Raw genomic sequence first — 17,567 nt, 5'->3', positions numbered from 1 at the left:
CGTCTCATCGCTCACTGTCGGGCAATCGCCGCCAGAATTCGCGCTTAAGCCAGAAGGCCAGGACGGCGAACAGCAGCAGATAGCCCAGCACCCAGGGCGCGAGGCGCCAGGCCAGACTACGTTCCGGCGCCGCCGAATAGCCAAGGTAGGCAACCAGATCCTCGACGGTGCGGGCGAATTGTTCGGGCGTCTGGGCGCCACTGTCCGGCTCCAGACGCAGCACGCAACGTCCCGCGCTGCAGTCGCGCACCTGGCGGCCGCGCAAGGCGGCCAGAACATCGGGCATGCGGGTGCCGGGCGCCCTGAGGTTGTCGACCCCGAGTGGCCGCCCGGGCGCCACGTAGAACTCCTGCAGGAAGGCGCGCAGCCAGGCCTCGCCGCGCACCGCGGCGATCAGGGTGAGATCCGGCGGCACGCTGCCGAAGGCACGCCGGGCATCCTCGGGCTTGAGCAGGCCGAGCATGGGCGCGCTGGCGGTGCGTCCGGGCGCCCAGCTGGCGAGGTCCAGGTGGAGATCGGCGGCGACCCGGTCGAAGCGCTGGTATTCCTGGCCATGACAGGCCAGGCAATAGCGGCCGAAGCTGATGGCCCCAGCCCGGGGATCACCGTCGGCACCGATGGCCAGACCGCTGCACAGCAGAAGCAGGCCCAGCAGCAGCCCGCGACTCATGACCGGGACTCCACTGGCGCACGCGGACGACCCAGCCGGCTGTACCAGGGCATGCCCAGCAGGCCGATGAAATAGACACCCGCGGCCAGGCGCGCCAGCCACAGGCGCCCATCGGTCAGCGCGACCACGCCCAGTATTCCCAGGGCGACAAAGGCCAGGCAGACCAGGTACAGCCCCAGCCGCCCCGGCCAGGCCTTGTGGCGGATCGAGCGGGCCGCACTGCGATCCAGCCAGGGCAGCACGAACAGCAGGGCGATGGCCAGAGCCGCCAGGCCGAGGCCGCCGGCCATGCTCGGCACCGCCCGCAGCAGCGCATAGAAGGGCGCCAGGTACCAGGGCGGGGCGATGTGCGCGGGGGTCACCAGCGGATCGGCCGGCTGCTGGTTGGCCGGCTCCAGCACCAGCCCGCCCAGGTCCGGCGCCAGCAGCACCACGGCGAGAAACACCAGCAGGAAGACTGCCAGACCACAGAGGTCCTTGAGCGTCAGATAGGGGTGGAAAGCCACCCCGGCTGCACCTCGGACATCGCGCTCGTCACCCTCGGGATTGTTCGAGCCGGTCTGGCGCAGGGCGACGACGTGCAGGCTCACCAGCGCAAGGATCAACAGCGGCAGCCCGACCACATGCAGGGCCTGGAAGCGCCGCAGGGTGGCGTCGGACAGCACCACCCCGCCGCGCAGCAGATCGGCCAGGCTCGGGCCTACCAGGGGCAGCGCCTCGACCGCGCTCAGAGACACCTGGGCGCCCCAGTAGGAGAGTTGCCCCCAGGGCAGCAGATAGCCAAAGAAGGCCTGGGCCAGCAGGAGCAGGTAGAGCAGCACGCCAAAGCTCCAGACCAGCTCGCGCGGCGCCCGATAGGAGCCATAGAGCAGGCCGCGCAGCATGTGCAGGTAGAGGCAGACGAACAGCGCCGAGGCGCCCACCGCGTGAAGGTAGCGGATCAGCCAGCCGAAGGGCACCTCGCGCATGAACAGCTGGACCGAGGCGAAGGCGCCCTTCACCGTCGGCTCATAGCCGAACAGCAGCCAGAGTCCGGTCAGCACCTGCAGCGCCAGGATGAAGAGCAGCAGCGAGCCGAACAGGTAGAAGACGTTGAGATTGCGCGGCACCCGGTAGTCACTGAAGTGCCGGCGCCAGAAGGCGCCCAGGGGCAGCCGTCGCTCCAGCCAGCCGGGCTCGTCGTTGCTCATGTCGCGCCCTCCCCGTCGCTGCCGATCACCAGCAGATTGTCGCCGCGAAAATGATGGGGCGGCACGGCCAGATTCAGCGGTGCCGGCTGGTCGCGATAGACCCGCCCGGCGAGATCGAAGTGGGAGCCATGGCAGGGACAGAGATAGCCCCCGTCCCGGTCCGCCGCGCCTGGTGCCAGGGAGGGAATGCAGCCCAGATGGGTGCAGATCGCGGTGACGACGAAGATGTCCGGCCGCCGCGATCTCAGGCGCGGATCGACATAGGGTGGCTGGCTGGATTCCCGGGAATCCGGGTCGGCCAGCCCTGCCTCGTCGGCCAGCAGGCGGGCCTGGTCCGCCGCGCTGCGGCGCAGGACGCAGACCGGCTGGCCGCGCCATTGCACCGTGAGTTGCTCGCCTTCGCGCAAGGCCTGGAGATCCACCTCGACCGGCGCCGCCGCCACCTCCGCCGACCGACTGGGCCGCAGGGCGCAGACGAAGGGCACGCTGCCCGCCACCAGGCCCAGACCGCCGACGGCGGAGGTGGTGGCGATCAGCAGGCGACGGCGTTGGGCATCGGGGGCGTCAGCGGTCACGTCAGGCTTCCCGGCTCCATCTCCAGCGTCACGCCGAAGCGCTCGCGCACCGAGGCGCGGATGCGCTCGGCCAGGGCCAGGACGTCGCGACTGCGGGCGCCACCGAAGTTGACCAGCACCAGCGCCTGGGCGGCATGCACCCCCACGGCGCCGTCGCGATGGCCGCGCCAGCCGGCCTGATCGATCAGCCAGCCAGCGGCCAGCTTGACGCTGCCATCGGCCTGCGGATAGGTCGGCAGGCTCGGATAGCGCTCATGCAGAGCTGCGGCCTCGCCAGCGGTCACCACCGGATTCTTGAAGAAGCTGCCGGCATTGCCCAGCACCGCCGGGTCGGGCAGCTTGCTCTGGCGAATGCTGCAGATGGCCGCGCTGACGGCTTCGGGCGTTGGCTGCGTGACGCCCGCCGCGGTGAGCGCCTGGCGTACCGGACCATAGTCCAGCACCAGCTGCGGCTTGCGACTGAGCCGGAAGCGTACCCGCAGCACGATCCAGCGCCCGGCCTCGGCCTTGAAGCGACTCTCGCGATAGGCGAAGGCGCAATCGGCCGGGCCGAGGTCATGGAGCTCGCCGCTGTGGCGATCGAGTGCCGTGACCCCGGCGCATCTGTCCTTCAATTCGACGCCATAGGCGCCGATGTTCTGGATCGGTGAGGCGCCCACGGTGCCTGGGATCAGGCTGAGATTTTCCAGCCCGTACCAGCCATTGGCCAGGGTGGCCATGACGAAGGGATGCCAGGGCTCGCCGGCTTCGGCTTCCACCAGCAGGGCATCGCCCTCCTCCGCCAGCAGACGGATGCCGCGGGACGTCAACCGCAGCACCAGACCCTCGACCCGTTCGGGCAGGACCAGGTTGCTGCCACCGCCCAGCACCCGCAGGGGCACGTCCAGTTGCCGGGCCAACGCCAGGGCCGCGCGGACCTCGGCGTCGCTGGCGGCTTCCAGATAGCGATCGGCTTGCGCCACCAGGCCGAAGGTGTTGAGGCCTTGCAGGGGGACCTGCTGTTGCAGCTCAGCGACCATGACGGGCAGCCACCTCGGCGACCAGGCCATCGCAGGCGCTTTCCAGCAGGTCGAGGACCCGCTCGAAGCCGGCTGCACCGCCGTAATAGGGATCCGGCACCTCGTCCACCGCCAGGCCCTGGCGCGCCAGGAAGAGTTCGGGCACGGCGCCCTCATCAGGGCGCAGCTGTTCCAGCCAGGCGAGGTTGTCCTGGTCCATGGCCAGGATCAGGTCGAAACGCTGGAAATCATCCTCGGCGACCTGACGCGCGCGCAGGTCACCGATGGCATAGCCGCGACCCGCCGCGGCCTGGATGGCACGGGGATCCGGGGCCTTGCCGACATGCCAATCGCCGGTGCCGGCCGAATCCAGCTCCACCACCTCGGTCAGGCCGGCGGCGTCCAGCTTGGCCCTGAGGATGCCTTCGGCGGTGGGCGAACGGCAGATGTTGCCCATGCAGACGAACAGGATGCGCAGGGTCATCTAGGCTCCCAGCAGGCGTCTGACGCGCTCGAGATCTTCTCGGGTATCCACGCCGGCCTGGGGCGCTTCCAGGGCATCGGCGACATGGATACGAACGCCGTGCCAGAGGGCGCGCAATTGCTCCAGGGCTTCGGTCTCTTCCAGGGCGCAGGGACCCCAGCTGACGAAATCGGCGAGGAAGCCGGCGCGATAGGCGTAGATGCCGATGTGGCGACGGTAGGGAAAGCCCTGGGGCAGCTGCGCGCGATCAGCGGCGAAGGCATTGCGCGCCCAGGGCAGCGGCGCCCGGCTGAAGGTCAGCGCCAGGCCGTTCAGGTCGGTGCTCACCTTGACCACATTGGGATTGAACAGGCTGTCGACGTCCGCGATCGGCTCGGCCAGGGTGGCCACGCCGGCTTCGGGATGGGCAGCGAGATTATTGGCCACCTGTTCGATCACCGCCGGTGGTATCAGCGGCTCGTCGCCCTGGACGTTGACCACCAGGGCGTCAGCGGCCAGGCCGAGCAGCTCGGCCACCTCGGCCAGGCGATCGGTGCCCGAAGCATGATCGGCACGGGTCAGCAGGACACGCGCGCCAAAGCCTTCGCAGGCACGCAGGATGTCGTCGTGGTCGGTCGCCACCACCACCTGCTCGGCGCCACTGCGCCGGGCCTGCTCCCAGACGTGTTGGATCATCGGCTTGCCGGCGATGTCGAGCAGCGGCTTGTTGGGCAGTCGGGTGCTGGCGAGCCGCGCCGGGATGACGACGGTGAACGCGGTGCTCATTTGTCCAGACGCTCATCCGTGGTGATGATGCGCGCCTCGCTTTCCAGCATCACCGGGATGCCGTCGCGAATCGGGAAGGCCAGGCCGGCGGCCTTGCTGATGAGCTCGGTCTTGTCGTCGCTCAAGATCAGCGGGCTCTTGGTCAGGGGGCAGGCGAGGATGTCCAGCAGCTTGAGATCCATGGGCGAAGATTCCGTCAGTGAGAGTGTTCGGGCAGTAGCCGGTCGAGACGCCCATCCAGCCAGGCGACGAAAGCGGCCGAGGGCTGGGCGTCCACCGCCAGGTACCACCAGTCGGCGGCGGCGAAGGACCGGCACTTGACCGCGTCCTTCTCGGTCATCACCAGCGGCAGCGCCGGGGTGAAGGCCAGCTCTGCCGCGCTGTAGGTGGCGTGATCGGCGAAGGCATGGGGCAACGGCTGCCAGTGTAGTCCTTCGAGGGTGGCGAAGAAACGGCCGGGGTTGCCGATGCCGGCCAGGGAGTGCAGGCGCTGCCCCGGGGGAAAGAAATCCAGCGATCGCGTCTCGCCGCTGCGCAGATTGACCAGGGCGCAGGGCTGCAGGGTCAGGCCGTAGCCGTCGGCAGGATCGACAGTGGCGCCGTTGTGGATCACGGCGTCCACCTCGGCCAGCCGCTCCAGGGGTTCGCGCAGCGGCCCGGCCGGCAGGCAGCGGCCATTGCCGAAGCCGCGCGCCGCATCGACCATCACCAGTTCCAGGTCGCGGGCCAGGCGATAGTGCTGCAGGCCGTCGTCGCTGAGAATGATATCGAGCCGCTCCTCGGAGAGCAGGCGTTCGACGGCGCGCCCACGATCGGGATCCGTGACCAGGGCCACCCCGGTGCGCTGCACGATCAGCAGCGGCTCGTCGCCGGCGACGGCGGCGGTGTCGGTGGCCCGCACCCGCCAGGGTAGACTCGGCGGCGTGGCGCCATAGCCCCGGCTGACCACCCCGACCCTCAGCCCGCGCGCGCGCAGGTGGCCGATCAGCCAGAGGATCATGGGCGTCTTGCCGGTACCGCCGACGGTGAGATTGCCCACCACGATGACCGGCACCGGCGCGCGATGGATGCTGCCCTGCCCCGCCAGGAACCGCCGGCGCTTGCGCCGGGCGACCTGCCGATAGAGGGCTTCGAGCGGCGCCAGCAGGCTCAGGGCCGGATGCCCCTGGTACCAGGCGCGGACCAGGCGCTCACCCAGGCTCACGGACGCTTCGCCTGGGCCTCGAGGGTGGTGATGCGCAACTGGCTGAAACCCAGCTTGCCGGCAGCGTCCATGGCCATGACCACCGACTGGTGGGTGGCGCGGCCATCGGCGGTGATCACCAGCGGCAGGCTGTTGTCGCCGCCGGATTCACGCTGCAGCGCGGTGGTCAGGCCGGTCAGGTCGTTGCGCGCCAGGGTCTGGCCGTTGAGCGCCATCTGGCCTTCGGCGGTGATGCTGATTTCCAGGGTCTTGGCCTGGTTGGCGGCCGCTGCGGCGCTGTCGGCCTCGGGCAGTTCGATCTTCAGCTGGCTGGGCTTGCTGAAGGTCGCGGTCACCACGAAGAACAGCAGCAGGACGAAGATGACGTCGATGAAGGAGGCCAGGTTGATATAGACCTCTTCGCGGGCGGCGCCGCCGGCGCGGCGACGGAATTTCACGCCGGAGCCCCTTCGCGGACGTCCACCTCGCGATCGCCGTGGAGGATGTCCACCAGCTTGACCGCTTCCTGCTCCATTCCGACCACCAGCTCATCGACCCGGCGCAGCAGGTAGCGATGGAAGAACACCGCGGGAATCGCCACCAGCAGGCCGGTGGCGGTGGTGACCAGCGCCTTGGAGATGCCGCCGGCGAGGATGGGCGCATTGGCCATGCCGTCGTTCATGAAGGCGCTGAAGATGTCGATCATGCCGAACACCGTGCCGAGCAGGCCCATCAGGGGTGCCAGGGCGGCGATGCTGCCGAGGGTGTTGAGATAGCGTTCGAGGTCGTGCACCACGCGGCTGCCGGCTTCCTCGATGGCTTCCTTCATGATGTCGCGGCCATGACGGGAGTTGGTCAGGCCCGCGGCGAGGATGTCGCCCAGGGGCGATCCGGCGCGCAATTCGCGCAGCCGCTCGGCATTGAGCTGCTTGTCCTGGATCCAGCGCCAGACCTGGGCGAGCAGCGTCGGCGGTGCCACCCGGCTGCGTCTCAGGGTCCACAGCCGCTCGGCGATGATGGCCGTGGCCAGGATGGAACTGAGGATGATCGGCAGCATCATCCAGCCGCCAGCTTTGACCATTTCGAACACGAGAGCGTTACCCCTGCCGCAAAATGCGGCCACTCTAGCACGAACGCCTCAGGGTGTCGGCGGGCCTATCCGCCACCAATGCCGCACCTGGCGCTGCCCGTGCGGTACCTCCCAGCGACCCAGGGTCCAGCTCAGGGCGCCCAGCGCGGCGGTGTCGTAGGGCAGCACGCCGCGCTCGCGATAGCGCGCCAGCACCTGGGGATGGGGATGGCCATAGCGATTGTTCAGCCCCCTGGAGATCAGTACGCCGCGCGGCTGGACGGCGTCGATGAAGGCGGCGCTGGAACCGCTGCGACTGCCATGGTGCGGAGCGACCAGCCACTCGGCTGCCAGCGGCACCCCGCTGGCCACCAGCTCGGCTTCACGGCGGGCATCGATGTCGCCGGTCAGCAGCAGGCGCTCGCCCCTCGCGGCGACGCTGAGCACGCAGGAGGAGGCGTTGGAATCCGCCGCGGGGTGCCACCAGGTGGTGAAGACGACCTCGTTCCAGCGCCACTCGGCCCCATCCGTGCAATCCCGCGCGTGCAATTCCGGCTGGAGCCGACCCGCCTCGCCGCTGAGTACCTGTCCTGGCGGCAGTCCTCTGGCCACGGCCGGCGCACCGCCGGCGTGGTCGGCATCGGCATGACTGAGCAGCATGACGTCCAGGGTGTCGATGCCAAGGGCCTGCAGGTTGGGCAGGACGACCCGGGCGCCGCTGTCATAGCTGCCCTGGCGCGGCCCGGCGTCGTAGAGCAGCGCATGGTCGCGGGTGCGCACCAGCACCGCCAGGCCCTGCCCCACGTCCAGCACGGTGATCCGCGCCAGCCCCGCCGCGGGTACCGGCGACGGGGGAAACAGCCCCGGCAGCATCAGCAGCACGCCGAAGCCTCGTAGCGGCACACCCGCGGGCAGTAGCGCCAGCAGCGCCCCCAGCCCCGCCAGCCACAGCGCCCAGGCGGGCGCGAGGACCGGCTGCCAGGCTGCAGCCAGGTGCGCCAAGCCGCTCAGCAGCCAGAGCAGCCCCTGCAGCAGGCCACCCGCCAGCAGCAAGGCCGGCGTCCCCAGCGGCGACCAGAGCAGGGACAGCAGGGTCCCCGCCAGCGCCAGGGGCACGATGGCCAGGTCCATCAGCGGCACGGCCAGGGCATTGGCCAGCGGGCCGCTCGGGCTCAGGGGCAGGCCCAGCGCCAGGAGCAGCGGCGCCAGGCCCACGGCCATGCACCACTGAGCGCGCCCGAGGGTGAGCCACCAGGGCAGTCGGCCCAGGCGGCCGGCAAAGCTCCACAGCAGCAACAGCACGGCGCCAAAGGACAGCCAGAATCCGGGCAGCAGACTGACCAGCGGATTGGCGGCCAGCACCAGTGCCAGGGCCAGCAGGACCGCGTCCGCCAGCCGCACCTGCTGGCGCCCGAGTTGCCAGAGCAGGCCCAGGGTGACCATGACGCAGGCCCGCTGCACCGGCACCTCGAAGCCGGCCAGCAGTCCGTAGCCCAGTGCGGTGGCGATCGTCAGCACCGCCGCGGACAGACGCCAGGGCAGTTGACGCGGCCAGAGGCCACGGCGTGCCAGAAGGACCACCCCGGCATAAACGCCTAGGGCGATCAGGCCGATGTGCTGCCCGGAGATCACCATCAGGTGCACGGTGCCGGTGTCCTGGAACAGCTGCCACTGGGCAGTGGTGATACCCGAGCCGTCGCCCACCACCAGGGCGGCGAGCAGCCCACCCTGCCCCGCCGGATCCCGCGTCTGCAGGTATTGCCGGATGCCGTCGCGCCAGGTCGCCAGGCCACTGGCGGCGGCCAGGCGCTGGCCATCCTTGACGCTGCCGGTGGCGCCTATGCCCTGGGCCAGCAGCCAGGCTTCGCGATCCTGCCCGAGGGGGTTGACCAGACCCGCGGGGCCGCGCAGCTCCGCGGCCAGGCGCCAGCGTTCGCCGGCCAGTGGGCGCGGCCCGCCGTGCCAGCTCAGGCGGATCCGCGCCGGCAGCTTCAGCGCGCGGCGGCTGGTTGCCCCGGCGAGCACGAAACCCACCGAGTCGGCCTCCACCGTGGGCAGGCCGCTGATCTCGCCGTCGATCCACAGCACCCGCTGCTCCAGCGTCGGATCCAGGCGATCGTCCAGCGCCCAGTGACCATTGAGCAGCGCCCAGGCCAGGCCCAGCCCGAAGGCACCGAGCGCCAGGAAGCGGGTGAACAGGAGCACCAGGGCCACCGCCGCGAGGGCCGCCAGCAGGGATAGCGACGGCAGTGTGGCGAAGGCGCGCAGGAGCAGCACGCCCAGGGCGAAGGACAGCAGAGCGGCGCGCATCAGGACTCCATCCTTGGAGAGCCAAAAGAGCTTCGGAAGCGCGGATTAGAGCAGCTTGGACGCCGTAGGGCCAGGGGCGTAGCGCCGCCTGGCCCGGCAGGAGATCAGTCGTAGCGCAGGGCTTCGGCCGGTGAGGTGCGCGAGGCGCGCCAGGCGGGATAGAGGGTCGCCAGGAAACTCATGCTCAGGGCGGCCACGGCGATCAGCACCACGTCTTCCAGCTCCAGCCGCGACGGCAGGTTGCTGATGAAGTACATGTCACCACCAAACAGCTTGTGGCCGACCAGACGCTCCAGGGCGGCGATCCAGCTGCTGACGTTGAGTGCCGCGATGACGCCCAGCACGCCGCCGATCAGGGTACCGACCAGGCCGATCACCGTGCCCTGCACCATGAACACCGCCATGATCTGCCCGGGCGTGGCGCCCAGGGTGCGCAGGATGGCGATATCGGCCTTCTTGTCGGCCACCACCATGATGAGGGTGGCGATGATGTTGAAGGCGGCCACGGCGACGATCAGCAGGAGCAGCAGGCCGATCATGGTCTTTTCCATCTGCATGGCCTGGAACAGACTGCCCTGGGAGATCGTCCAGTCACGCGCCTGGTAGCCGTCGCCGAGGGCCTTGGCCACGTCGCGGGAGATGCGCGGCGCCTGGAACAGATCGTCCAGCGCCAGGCGGATGCTTTCCACCTGGCCCGGCTGCCAGCCCTTGAGCGGGGCGGCATCGGCGACGTTGATCAGGGCCAGGGAGGCATCCAGCTCGGCGCCGACCTTGAAGGTACCGACCACGGTGAAGCGCCGCAGCCGCGGGGTGATGCTGCCGGTGGCGCCGACCTCGGGGATGATCACCGTGACCTGGCTGCCCAGCTCCAGCTGGAAGCGTCGCGCGGCGATCTCGCCCAGCACGATGCCGAATTCACCGGGCTTGAGGGCGTCGAGACTGCCCTGGGTCATGCGTTCGCCGACGATGGACACGCGCTTTTCCTGGGCCGGATCGATGCCGTCCACCAGCAGCGGCTGCATGCGACCCCGTACCGAAAGCATGCCCTGCAACTGGGTATAGGGCACCGCCGCCAGCACATGGGGCTGCTGCTCGGCCTTGGCCGCCAGCGGGCGCCAGTCGTCCAGCGGCTGGGCACCACTGATGAAGGCATGGGGCACCATGCCGAGGATGCGGCCGCGCATTTCTTCCTGGAAGCCGTTCATCACCGACAGCACCAGGATCATGGCCAGCACGCCCAGCGCCAGGCCGAACATGGAAACCAGCGAGAAGAAGGAGATGAACGACTTGCGCCGCTTGGCGCGGGTGTATCTCAGGCCGATGAACAGCGAAAGCGGTCTGAACATGGCGACCTCAGACCTGCCGGGCCGGCGTGGCGTCGACCAGATGGCCTTCGTCCAGGCGCAGCATCCGATCCATCTGGCCAGCCAGCACCCGATCGTGGGTCACCACCAGGAAGGCGGTGCGCAGCGAGGTGGACAGTTCCAGCATCAGGTCCTGGATGCCATGGGCGGTGTGCTGATCGAGGTTGCCGGTGGGTTCGTCGAGCAGTACCAGCTTGGGCTGGTTGACCAGCGCCCGGGCGATGGCCACGCGCTGGCGCTCGCCACCGGACAGCTCGGCCGGCTTGTGGCCCAGGCGATGACCGAGACCGACCCGCTCCAGCAACTTGGCGGCGCGCTCGCGGGCTTCGCCGATGGAGGCCTTGCCGATCAGCAGCGGCATGCAGACGTTTTCCAGGGCGCTGAATTCGGGCAGCAGGTGGTGGAACTGGTAGACGAAGCCCATGGCGCGATTGCGCAAGAGGCCACGGGCCTTCTCGTTCAGCGCCGACAGCTCTTCGCCATCGAGCCAGACACTACCGCTGCTGGGGGTGTCGAGGCCGCCGAGCAGATTCAGCAGGGTGGTCTTGCCCGACCCCGAACTGCCGACGATGGACACCCGCTCGCCCGGTTGCAGGGTCAGCTGGACATTGCTCAGCACCTCGACGGTCTGGGGGCCTTCCTCGTAGCGCTTGCCCAGGTCCTGGCAACGCAAAACGGCTCGATCATTCATAACGCAGGGCCTCGGCGGGTTGGGTACGGGCGGCGCTCCAGGAGGGATAGAGCGTGGCCAGGAAGCTCAGGGCGAAGGACGCGCCGCAGACCAGCAGGACGTCGTGCAGCTGCAGCTGCGCCGGCAGGTAGTCGATGAAATACACCTCGGCGTTGAGGAACTGGTGCCCGGTGATCCGTTGCACCCAGGCCAGGGCGGCACTGACGTTGAGCGCGGCGAGCACGCCCAGCAGGCAGCCGATGGCGGTGCCGATGACGCCGATGAAGGTCCCCTGGACCATGAACACCGCCATGATCTGCCGGGGCGTGGCGCCCAGGGTGCGCAGGATGGCGATGTCGGATTTCTTGTCGGTCACCACCATCACCAGGGTGGAGACGATGTTGAAGGCGGCCACGGCGACGATCAGCAGCAGCAGCAGGCCGATCATGGTCTTTTCCATGCCGATGGCCTGATAGAGATTGCCGTGGGTGCGGGTCCAGTCGCGGGCGTACCAGTCCTTGCCCGGCAGCTGGCGAGCGATGTTCCAGGACACGTCCGGCGCCTGGAACAGGTCGTGCAGCTTGAGGCGCACGCCCTGTACCGCGTTCGCCGGCCAGCGCTGCAGCCGCGCGGCGTCTTCGATGTCGATCAGGCCCACCGAGCCGTCCAGCTCGCCGGCGCCGACGCTGAAGATGCCCACCACGGTGAATCTCTTCATGCGCGGAAACATGCCGGCGGGGGTCACGGCCACTTCCGGGGCGATGTAGGTGAGCTTGTCGCCAACCTTCACGCCCAGTTTCTCGGCGGCCAGGGAACCGATGATGATGCCGAATTCACCCGGCTTGAGGTCGTCGAGCCGGCCCTCGCGCATGAAGCTGGGGATGATCGAGACCTTGGGTTCCTCGGCCGGATCGATGGCGTTGAGCAACACCGTCTGCACCGCCTTGTCGTGGGCCAGCATGCCCTGCAACTGGGTGAAGGGCGCCACCGCGGCCACCTGGCTGTTCTGCAGCGCCAATTCGCGCACGCTGCGCCAGTCGGGCACCGGCTGGTAGGACTCCACCGTGGCATGGGGAATCATGCCGAGGACGCGATCGCGCATCTCGCGATCGAAGCCGTTCATGACCGACAGCACCACGATCATGACGACCACGCCGAGGGCCAGGCCGATCATGGAGGTGAGCGAGATGAAGGAGACGAAATGGTTACGGCGCTTGGCGCGGACGTAACGCAGGCCAAGGTAGATCGGCAGGGGTCTGAACATAGGCTCGCTTGCACGGCGGAAAGACGTAGGCGCCCTGCGGGTTGGACGGCGACACCGTGCCGGCTCGCCGGCTACACTCGGGGCCATCACCCACGGAGCGGCCCGACATGACCACCCCAGACGCGCGTGAACGGCGGGAATACTATCGCATCACCGACCGTATCGCACTGCAAATCAGCCCTGCCGACGGGGTCCCCGGCGAGACCGCGCCCTTGTTCGCACTCCTGAGCGAACTGCATCAGCTGGAATTCGAATCCCGTCACCTGCTGCGCAATCTGGACGAGCGCGACCGCGCCGTTACCGCCTGCCTGCGCCTGGTGAACAAGCGCCTGGACCTGCTCGGCCAGGCCTTTACCTGGAATCTGCTGCACGACAGCGGCGCCACCCGCGACGTGGTGCTGTCCGAGGGCGGCCTGGCCTTCGTCGATGCCGAGCCCTACACCCTGGGCACCCGACTCGACCTGCGCATGGCATTGCCGCCCCAGGGCCTGGGCCTGCAGGTGCTGGCGGAGGTGACCGGTTGCCAGGCCGTGGCCGGCAGGTACGAGATCGGCACCAGCTTCATCGACCTGGAAGACGCCCAGCGCCAGTTGCTGGCGCGCCATGTCCTGCGTCAGCAGGCCCGGGTACGTCGCGCCGACCGTGGAGACGAGGCGTGAAACGCCCCTGGCTGGCGGCCCTGCTGCTCGGTACCGCCCTGCCCGGCTGGGCCGAGACCCTGCAGATCCCGCTGGGCCAGCAGGGCGATGGCAGTACCCCGCTGCCCCTGCGCGGCGACAGTCGCAGCCAGGTTCTGGAGCGCTTCGGCCTGCCCGACCAGGAGCATCCTCCGGTCGGACGCCCGGCGATTCGCCGCTGGGACTACAGAGATTTCAGCGTCTATTTCGAAAACGATCGGGTGCTGGACGCGGTCCGTGAACCGCGGCGCCCGGTCCCGTCACCCTAGGAGCCCCCATGACCCTCATTTACGGACACCGCGGTGCCCGCGGCGAAGCCCCGGAAAATACCCTGGCCGGTTTCGAGCTGTGCCTGGAGCTGGGCGTCCGGCGCTGCGAACTGGATCTGCACCTCTCCCGGGACGGCGAGCTGGTGGTGATTCATGACCCGACCCTGAAACGTACCACCGGGCGAGGCGGCAAGGTCAGCGAAAAGGCCGTCGCCGATCTGGTCGCCCTGGATGCCCGCCAGGGCGGCCCGGTCTGGCCACGCCCCTGCCCCATTCCGACCCTGCGCGAATTGTTCGAGAAGTGCGCCTTCGAACACTGGCAGCTGGAGGTGAAGAGCGCCTCGCGGGTGCGGGCGGCGCAGACCGTCAGGGCCATCGCCCAGCTGGTCGAGGAATTCGGCCTGCAGGACAGGATCACCGTGACCAGCGCCTCGCGCGAGGTCCTGCGCGCCCTGCAGCGCGATACGCCGCATCTGGCGCGTGGGCTGGTGGCAGAGTACGCCTGGCTGGATCCGCTCAAGGTGGCCGCTCACTACGACTGCCACCTGCTGGCGCTGAACTGGACGCTGTGCACCCCGGAGCGGCTGCTCAAGGCCCAGCGCCAGGGCTTGCATGTCTCGGTCTGGACGGTGAACGACGCCAGCCTGATGCGCCGCCTGGCCGACTTCGGCGCGGACAGCCTGATCACCGACTTCCCGAGCCTGGCACGACGGACGTTGGGGTAGGCGCTGGCGCAGGTCGAAGCCCGGGACGTGTTGGGCTTCGCTGCGCTCAACCCAACCTACGAAAGCCAAATCTGGCCATCGCGGCCATGGGCCGCTCCTACAGGCACGAACGTTACCGTAGGAGCGGCCGCATCGGCGGACCGCCATGGCCGCGATATAAGCCGACGCAGAACCGTAGCGTGGAAAACGGCGCAGCCTTTTCCACTGGAGGCTGCTACGGGGGTACCCTCACCCCAGCCCTCTCCCGAGGGGAGAGGGGGCTAGCCGAGCGGACATTTGCCTCCGTCCGCCCAACCTAGGCCGACTCAGAACAGCCGATTCAACCCATCGAAGGCCGCCACCCGGTAGGCCTCGGCCATGGTCGGGTAGTTGAAGGTGGTGTTGACGAAATAGCGGATGCTGTTCGCCGCACCTTCCTGGTTCATGATCGCCTGGCCGATGTGTAGGATTTCCGACGCCTGGTCGCCGAAGCAGTGCACGCCCAGCACCTGCAGGGTCTCGCGGTGGAAAAGGATCTTCAGCATGCCCACCGGTTCGCCGGAGATCTGCGCCCGCGCCATGCTCTTGAAGAAGGCCTTGCCAACCTCGTAGGGCACCTTTTCCTGGGTCAGCTCGCGCTCGGTCTTGCCCAGCGAACTGATCTCGGGAATGGTGTAGATGCCGGTGGGGATGTCGTTGACCACCCGCCCATTGTTGTCGTGCAGGATGTTGTCCGACGCCGAACGCCCCTGGTCGTAGGCGGCACTGGCCAGGCTTGGCCAGCCGATGACGTCGCCCGCCGCATAGATGTTGGCGACCGAGGTCCGGTAGTTCTCGTCGACGGTGACCTGGCCCCGGCTGTTGACCGAGATGCCCACGTTCTGCAGGCCCAGCTGGTCGGTATTGCCGGTCCGGCCGTTACACCACAGCAGGGCATCGGCGCGCAGCTTCTTGCCGGACTTCAGATGCAGGACGACGCCGTTTTCCTGGCCTTCGATGCGCTCGTACTCCTCGTTGTGGCGAATGAGCACATTGTTGTTCTGCAGGTGATAACTCAGGGCGTCGGAGATTTCGTCGTCGAGGAAGCTGAGTAGCTGGTCGCGGTTGTCGATCAGGTCCACCAGCACGCCGAGGCCGCTGAAGATGGAGGCGTATTCGCTGCCGATCACCCCGGCACCGTAGATGATCAGCCGGCGCGGGGTATGGGTCAGCGACAGGATGGTGTCGCTGTCGTAGATGCGCGGATGGCTGAAGTCCACGTCCACCGGGCGATAGGGACGCGAACCGGTGGCGATGACGACCTGCTTGGCCACCAGGCGCTCCAGGTCACCGCGCAGGTTGACGATCTCGATGGTGTTGTCGTCGGCGAAGCTGGCGGTGCCGAAGAACAGGTCGACCCGGTTGCGCGCGTAGTAGCCGGTACGAGACGACACCTGCCGGGCGATCACCCGCTCGGCGCTGCGCAGCACGTCGGGAAAGGAGAACCAGCGCGGCTCGCCGATGGAGCGGAACATCTCGTTGGTGTTGAACTGGATGATCTGCTTGACCGAATGGCGCAGGGCCTTGGAGGGAATGGTGCCCAGGTGGGTGCAGTTGCCGCCGACCACCTGGCGATTGTCCACCACCGCCACGCGGCGGCCATTCTTGGCGGCGTTCATCGCCGCGCCCTCGCCGGCCGGTCCCGAACCCAGTACCACCACGTCGTAGCTATAGACCGCCATGCTTTCTCCTCAGAAGGTTAGCCGTCCGCAGGCGACGGCTGGAGCCGGACCACCTCATGCGAGGCCGGATCCGACGCGAGATCGCCCCCAGGGGGCTGCGACCTCTTGTCACGGGCCGCTATTGTGGCGCAAAACCCGGTCAAAACGAAAACGGGAGCCACCAGGGCTCCCGTTTTTTCTTGCAAGTCAGCCTTGCCTAGCGCGCAAGACTCAGGCCGGGAAGGCCGGCGGATTGACCCCCGCCATCTCTTCCAGCACCCGCACGACCTGGCAGCTGTAACCGAACTCGTTGTCGTACCAGACATAGAGGACGACACGGTTGTCGCTGACGATGGTGGCACCGGCATCGACCACGCCCGCATGACGGGAGCCGACGAAGTCGCTGGAGACCACTTCCGGCGAGTTCACGAAATCGATCTGCTTGTGCAGCGGCGAGTGCAGCGCCATTTCGCGCAGGTACTCGTTGATCTCTTCCTTGCTGGTGCCGTTTTCCAGGTTCAGGTTGAGGATCGCCATGGAAACGTTGGGCGTCGGCACGCGGATGGCGTTGCCGGTCAGCTTGCCAGCCAGTTCCGGCAGGGCCTTGGCCACGGCCTTGGCGGCGCCGGTCTCGGTGATCACCATGTTCAGCGCGGCGCTGCGGCCACGGCGATCGCCCTTGTGGAAGTTGTCGATCAGGTTCTGGTCGTTGGTGTACGAGTGCACGGTCTCGACGTGACCGTTGACGATGCCGTACTTGTCGTTGACCGCCTTGAGGATCGGCACGATGGCGTTGGTGGTGCAGGAGGCCGCGGTGACGATGGTGTCTTCGGCGGTGATGGTGTCATGGTTGATACCATGCACGATGTTCTTCAGGCTGCCCTTGCCGGGTGCGGTCAGCACCACGCGGGAGACGCCCTTGCATTTGAGGTGCTGGCCCAGGCCTTCGGCATCGCGCCATCTGCCGGTGTTGTCGACCACGATGGCATCCTGGATGCCGTACGCGGTGTAGTCGACGGTGGTGGGATCGTTGGAGTAGATCACCTTGATCAGGGTGCCGTTGGCGCACAGGGTGCTGTTGGCTTCGTCGACGGTGATGGTGCCGTCGAAGGAACCGTGCACGGAATCGCGACGCAGCAGGCTGGCACGCTTGACCAGGTCGTTGTCGGCGCCCTTGCGCACGACGATGGCGCGCAGGCGCAGGCCGTCGCCGCTACCCTGGTGCTCGATGAGGATGCGCGCCAGCAGCCGGCCGATACGACCGAAGCCGTAGAGCACGACGTCCTTGCCCTTGCGCTGCTCGACGCCCTGCTTGCCGACCACGGCGGACAGCTCGCTGCGCAGGAAGTCCTTGAGGTCGCGCCCGGCGGCTTCGGCCTTGAACTTCAGGCTCAGGCGGGCCAGGTCGATGGAGGCGGCGCCCAGTTCCAGCTCGCTCAGGGCCTTCACCAGCGGGTAGGTGTCCTGCACGGACAGCTCGACGTTGTCGATCTGGCGGGCGAACCGGTGGGCCTTGAGAATGGAGATCACCGAACGGTTGACCAAACCGCGACCGTAAATCGAGGTCACAACATTGTTGTTACGGTACAGCTGACCAATCAGGGGAATCATGGCCTCGGCGAGCGCTTCGCGATCGATCCATTCTTCAAGGCACTGCTCAGGCTTCTGACTCACG

General features: G+C 68.1%; 19 protein-coding genes. 3 read left to right on the top strand and 16 right to left on the bottom strand.

Going from position 1 to position 17,567, the window contains the following annotated elements:
* Nucleotides 1–4 precede the first annotated feature (4 nt).
* The 14 genes from OMP44_RS00420 to OMP44_RS00355 form a co-directional block, all read right to left on the bottom strand.
* The gene (locus OMP44_RS00420; protein ID WP_187980099.1) at nt 5–670 is read right to left on the bottom strand and encodes a cytochrome c1; all 666 of its coding nucleotides are present in this window, start codon (nt 668–670) and stop codon (nt 5–7) included.
* The gene (locus OMP44_RS00415; protein WP_280305874.1) at nt 667–1,860 is read right to left on the bottom strand and encodes a cytochrome b; all 1,194 of its coding nucleotides are present in this window, start codon (nt 1,858–1,860) and stop codon (nt 667–669) included. The genes OMP44_RS00420 and OMP44_RS00415 overlap by 4 nt, the downstream gene beginning before the upstream one ends.
* Complete coding sequence (gene petA, locus OMP44_RS00410; RefSeq protein ID WP_187980101.1) at nt 1,857–2,435, bottom strand: ubiquinol-cytochrome c reductase iron-sulfur subunit; 579 nt, start codon at nt 2,433–2,435, stop codon at nt 1,857–1,859. Before petA ends, OMP44_RS00415 begins: the two co-directional genes overlap by 4 nt.
* Entirely contained in the window at nt 2,432–3,454 is a 1,023-nt protein-coding gene (murB, locus tag OMP44_RS00405; RefSeq protein ID WP_187980102.1) for a UDP-N-acetylmuramate dehydrogenase, read from the bottom strand. The genes petA and murB overlap by 4 nt, the downstream gene beginning before the upstream one ends.
* The gene (locus OMP44_RS00400; protein ID WP_187981249.1) at nt 3,444–3,911 is read right to left on the bottom strand and encodes a low molecular weight protein-tyrosine-phosphatase; all 468 of its coding nucleotides are present in this window, start codon (nt 3,909–3,911) and stop codon (nt 3,444–3,446) included. The genes murB and OMP44_RS00400 overlap by 11 nt, the downstream gene beginning before the upstream one ends.
* Nucleotides 3,912–3,917: 6 nt before the next feature.
* Nucleotides 3,918–4,682 carry a 3-deoxy-manno-octulosonate cytidylyltransferase gene (gene kdsB, locus OMP44_RS00395; protein WP_280305871.1) on the bottom strand — a complete coding sequence of 255 codons (765 nt, stop codon included), beginning with the start codon at nt 4,680–4,682 and terminating at the stop codon, nt 3,918–3,920.
* Entirely contained in the window at nt 4,679–4,864 is a 186-nt protein-coding gene (locus OMP44_RS00390; protein WP_007162406.1) for a Trm112 family protein, read from the bottom strand. Before OMP44_RS00390 ends, kdsB begins: the two co-directional genes overlap by 4 nt.
* Nucleotides 4,865–4,878: 14 nt before the next feature.
* Entirely contained in the window at nt 4,879–5,886 is a 1,008-nt protein-coding gene (gene lpxK, locus OMP44_RS00385) for a tetraacyldisaccharide 4'-kinase (RefSeq protein WP_280305863.1), read from the bottom strand.
* On the bottom strand, nt 5,883–6,323 hold the full coding sequence (locus tag OMP44_RS00380; protein ID WP_133862784.1) for an ExbD/TolR family protein: 441 nt from the start codon (nt 6,321–6,323) through the stop codon (nt 5,883–5,885). The genes lpxK and OMP44_RS00380 overlap by 4 nt, the downstream gene beginning before the upstream one ends.
* Entirely contained in the window at nt 6,320–6,955 is a 636-nt protein-coding gene (locus OMP44_RS00375; RefSeq protein WP_059315847.1) for a MotA/TolQ/ExbB proton channel family protein, read from the bottom strand. The genes OMP44_RS00380 and OMP44_RS00375 overlap by 4 nt, the downstream gene beginning before the upstream one ends.
* A 48-nt stretch (nt 6,956–7,003) precedes the next feature.
* Nucleotides 7,004–9,244 carry a DNA internalization-related competence protein ComEC/Rec2 gene (locus OMP44_RS00370; protein ID WP_187980106.1) on the bottom strand — a complete coding sequence of 747 codons (2,241 nt, stop codon included), beginning with the start codon at nt 9,242–9,244 and terminating at the stop codon, nt 7,004–7,006.
* Between the two features lie 104 nt (nt 9,245–9,348).
* Nucleotides 9,349–10,590, bottom strand: coding sequence for a lipoprotein-releasing ABC transporter permease subunit (locus tag OMP44_RS00365; protein WP_187980107.1), 1,242 nt, complete (start codon nt 10,588–10,590; stop codon nt 9,349–9,351).
* Nucleotides 10,591–10,597: 7 nt separating this feature from the next.
* Nucleotides 10,598–11,299 (bottom strand): lipoprotein-releasing ABC transporter ATP-binding protein LolD, encoded by a 702-nt coding sequence (lolD, locus tag OMP44_RS00360; protein WP_280305859.1) that lies wholly within the window; start codon nt 11,297–11,299, stop codon nt 10,598–10,600.
* Nucleotides 11,292–12,542, bottom strand: a complete 1,251-nt coding sequence (locus OMP44_RS00355; protein WP_133862787.1) for a lipoprotein-releasing ABC transporter permease subunit — start codon at nt 12,540–12,542, stop codon at nt 11,292–11,294. The genes lolD and OMP44_RS00355 overlap by 8 nt, the downstream gene beginning before the upstream one ends.
* A 107-nt stretch (nt 12,543–12,649) precedes the next feature.
* On the opposite strand from OMP44_RS00355, the gene OMP44_RS00350 reads away from it, so the two are divergent.
* The 3 genes from OMP44_RS00350 to OMP44_RS00340 are packed head-to-tail and all read left to right on the top strand — an operon-like array spanning nt 12,650 to nt 14,213.
* Nucleotides 12,650–13,201, top strand: a complete 552-nt coding sequence (locus OMP44_RS00350; protein ID WP_280305857.1) for a PilZ domain-containing protein — start codon at nt 12,650–12,652, stop codon at nt 13,199–13,201.
* The gene (locus OMP44_RS00345; protein WP_273862949.1) at nt 13,198–13,488 is read left to right on the top strand and encodes a phosphodiesterase; all 291 of its coding nucleotides are present in this window, start codon (nt 13,198–13,200) and stop codon (nt 13,486–13,488) included. Before OMP44_RS00350 ends, OMP44_RS00345 begins: the two co-directional genes overlap by 4 nt.
* A gap of 8 nt (nt 13,489–13,496) precedes the next feature.
* Nucleotides 13,497–14,213 carry a glycerophosphodiester phosphodiesterase gene (locus OMP44_RS00340; protein ID WP_133862790.1) on the top strand — a complete coding sequence of 239 codons (717 nt, stop codon included), beginning with the start codon at nt 13,497–13,499 and terminating at the stop codon, nt 14,211–14,213.
* Between the two features lie 305 nt (nt 14,214–14,518).
* On the opposite strand, the gene sthA is transcribed toward OMP44_RS00340, so the two are convergent.
* Entirely contained in the window at nt 14,519–15,913 is a 1,395-nt protein-coding gene (gene sthA / locus OMP44_RS00335) for a Si-specific NAD(P)(+) transhydrogenase (protein WP_133862791.1), read from the bottom strand.
* 210 nt (nt 15,914–16,123) lie between these two features.
* Nucleotides 16,124–17,566 carry a glyceraldehyde-3-phosphate dehydrogenase gene (locus OMP44_RS00330; protein ID WP_273862950.1) on the bottom strand — a complete coding sequence of 481 codons (1,443 nt, stop codon included), beginning with the start codon at nt 17,564–17,566 and terminating at the stop codon, nt 16,124–16,126.
* Nucleotide 17,567 lies beyond the last annotated feature (1 nt).

It is taken from the genome of Pseudomonas flavocrustae, from assembly GCF_029872515.1.
Taxonomy (GTDB): Bacteria; Pseudomonadota; Gammaproteobacteria; order Pseudomonadales; family Pseudomonadaceae; genus Chryseomonas; species Chryseomonas aestiva.
This window is presented reverse-complemented; position numbering and strand designations above follow the sequence as displayed.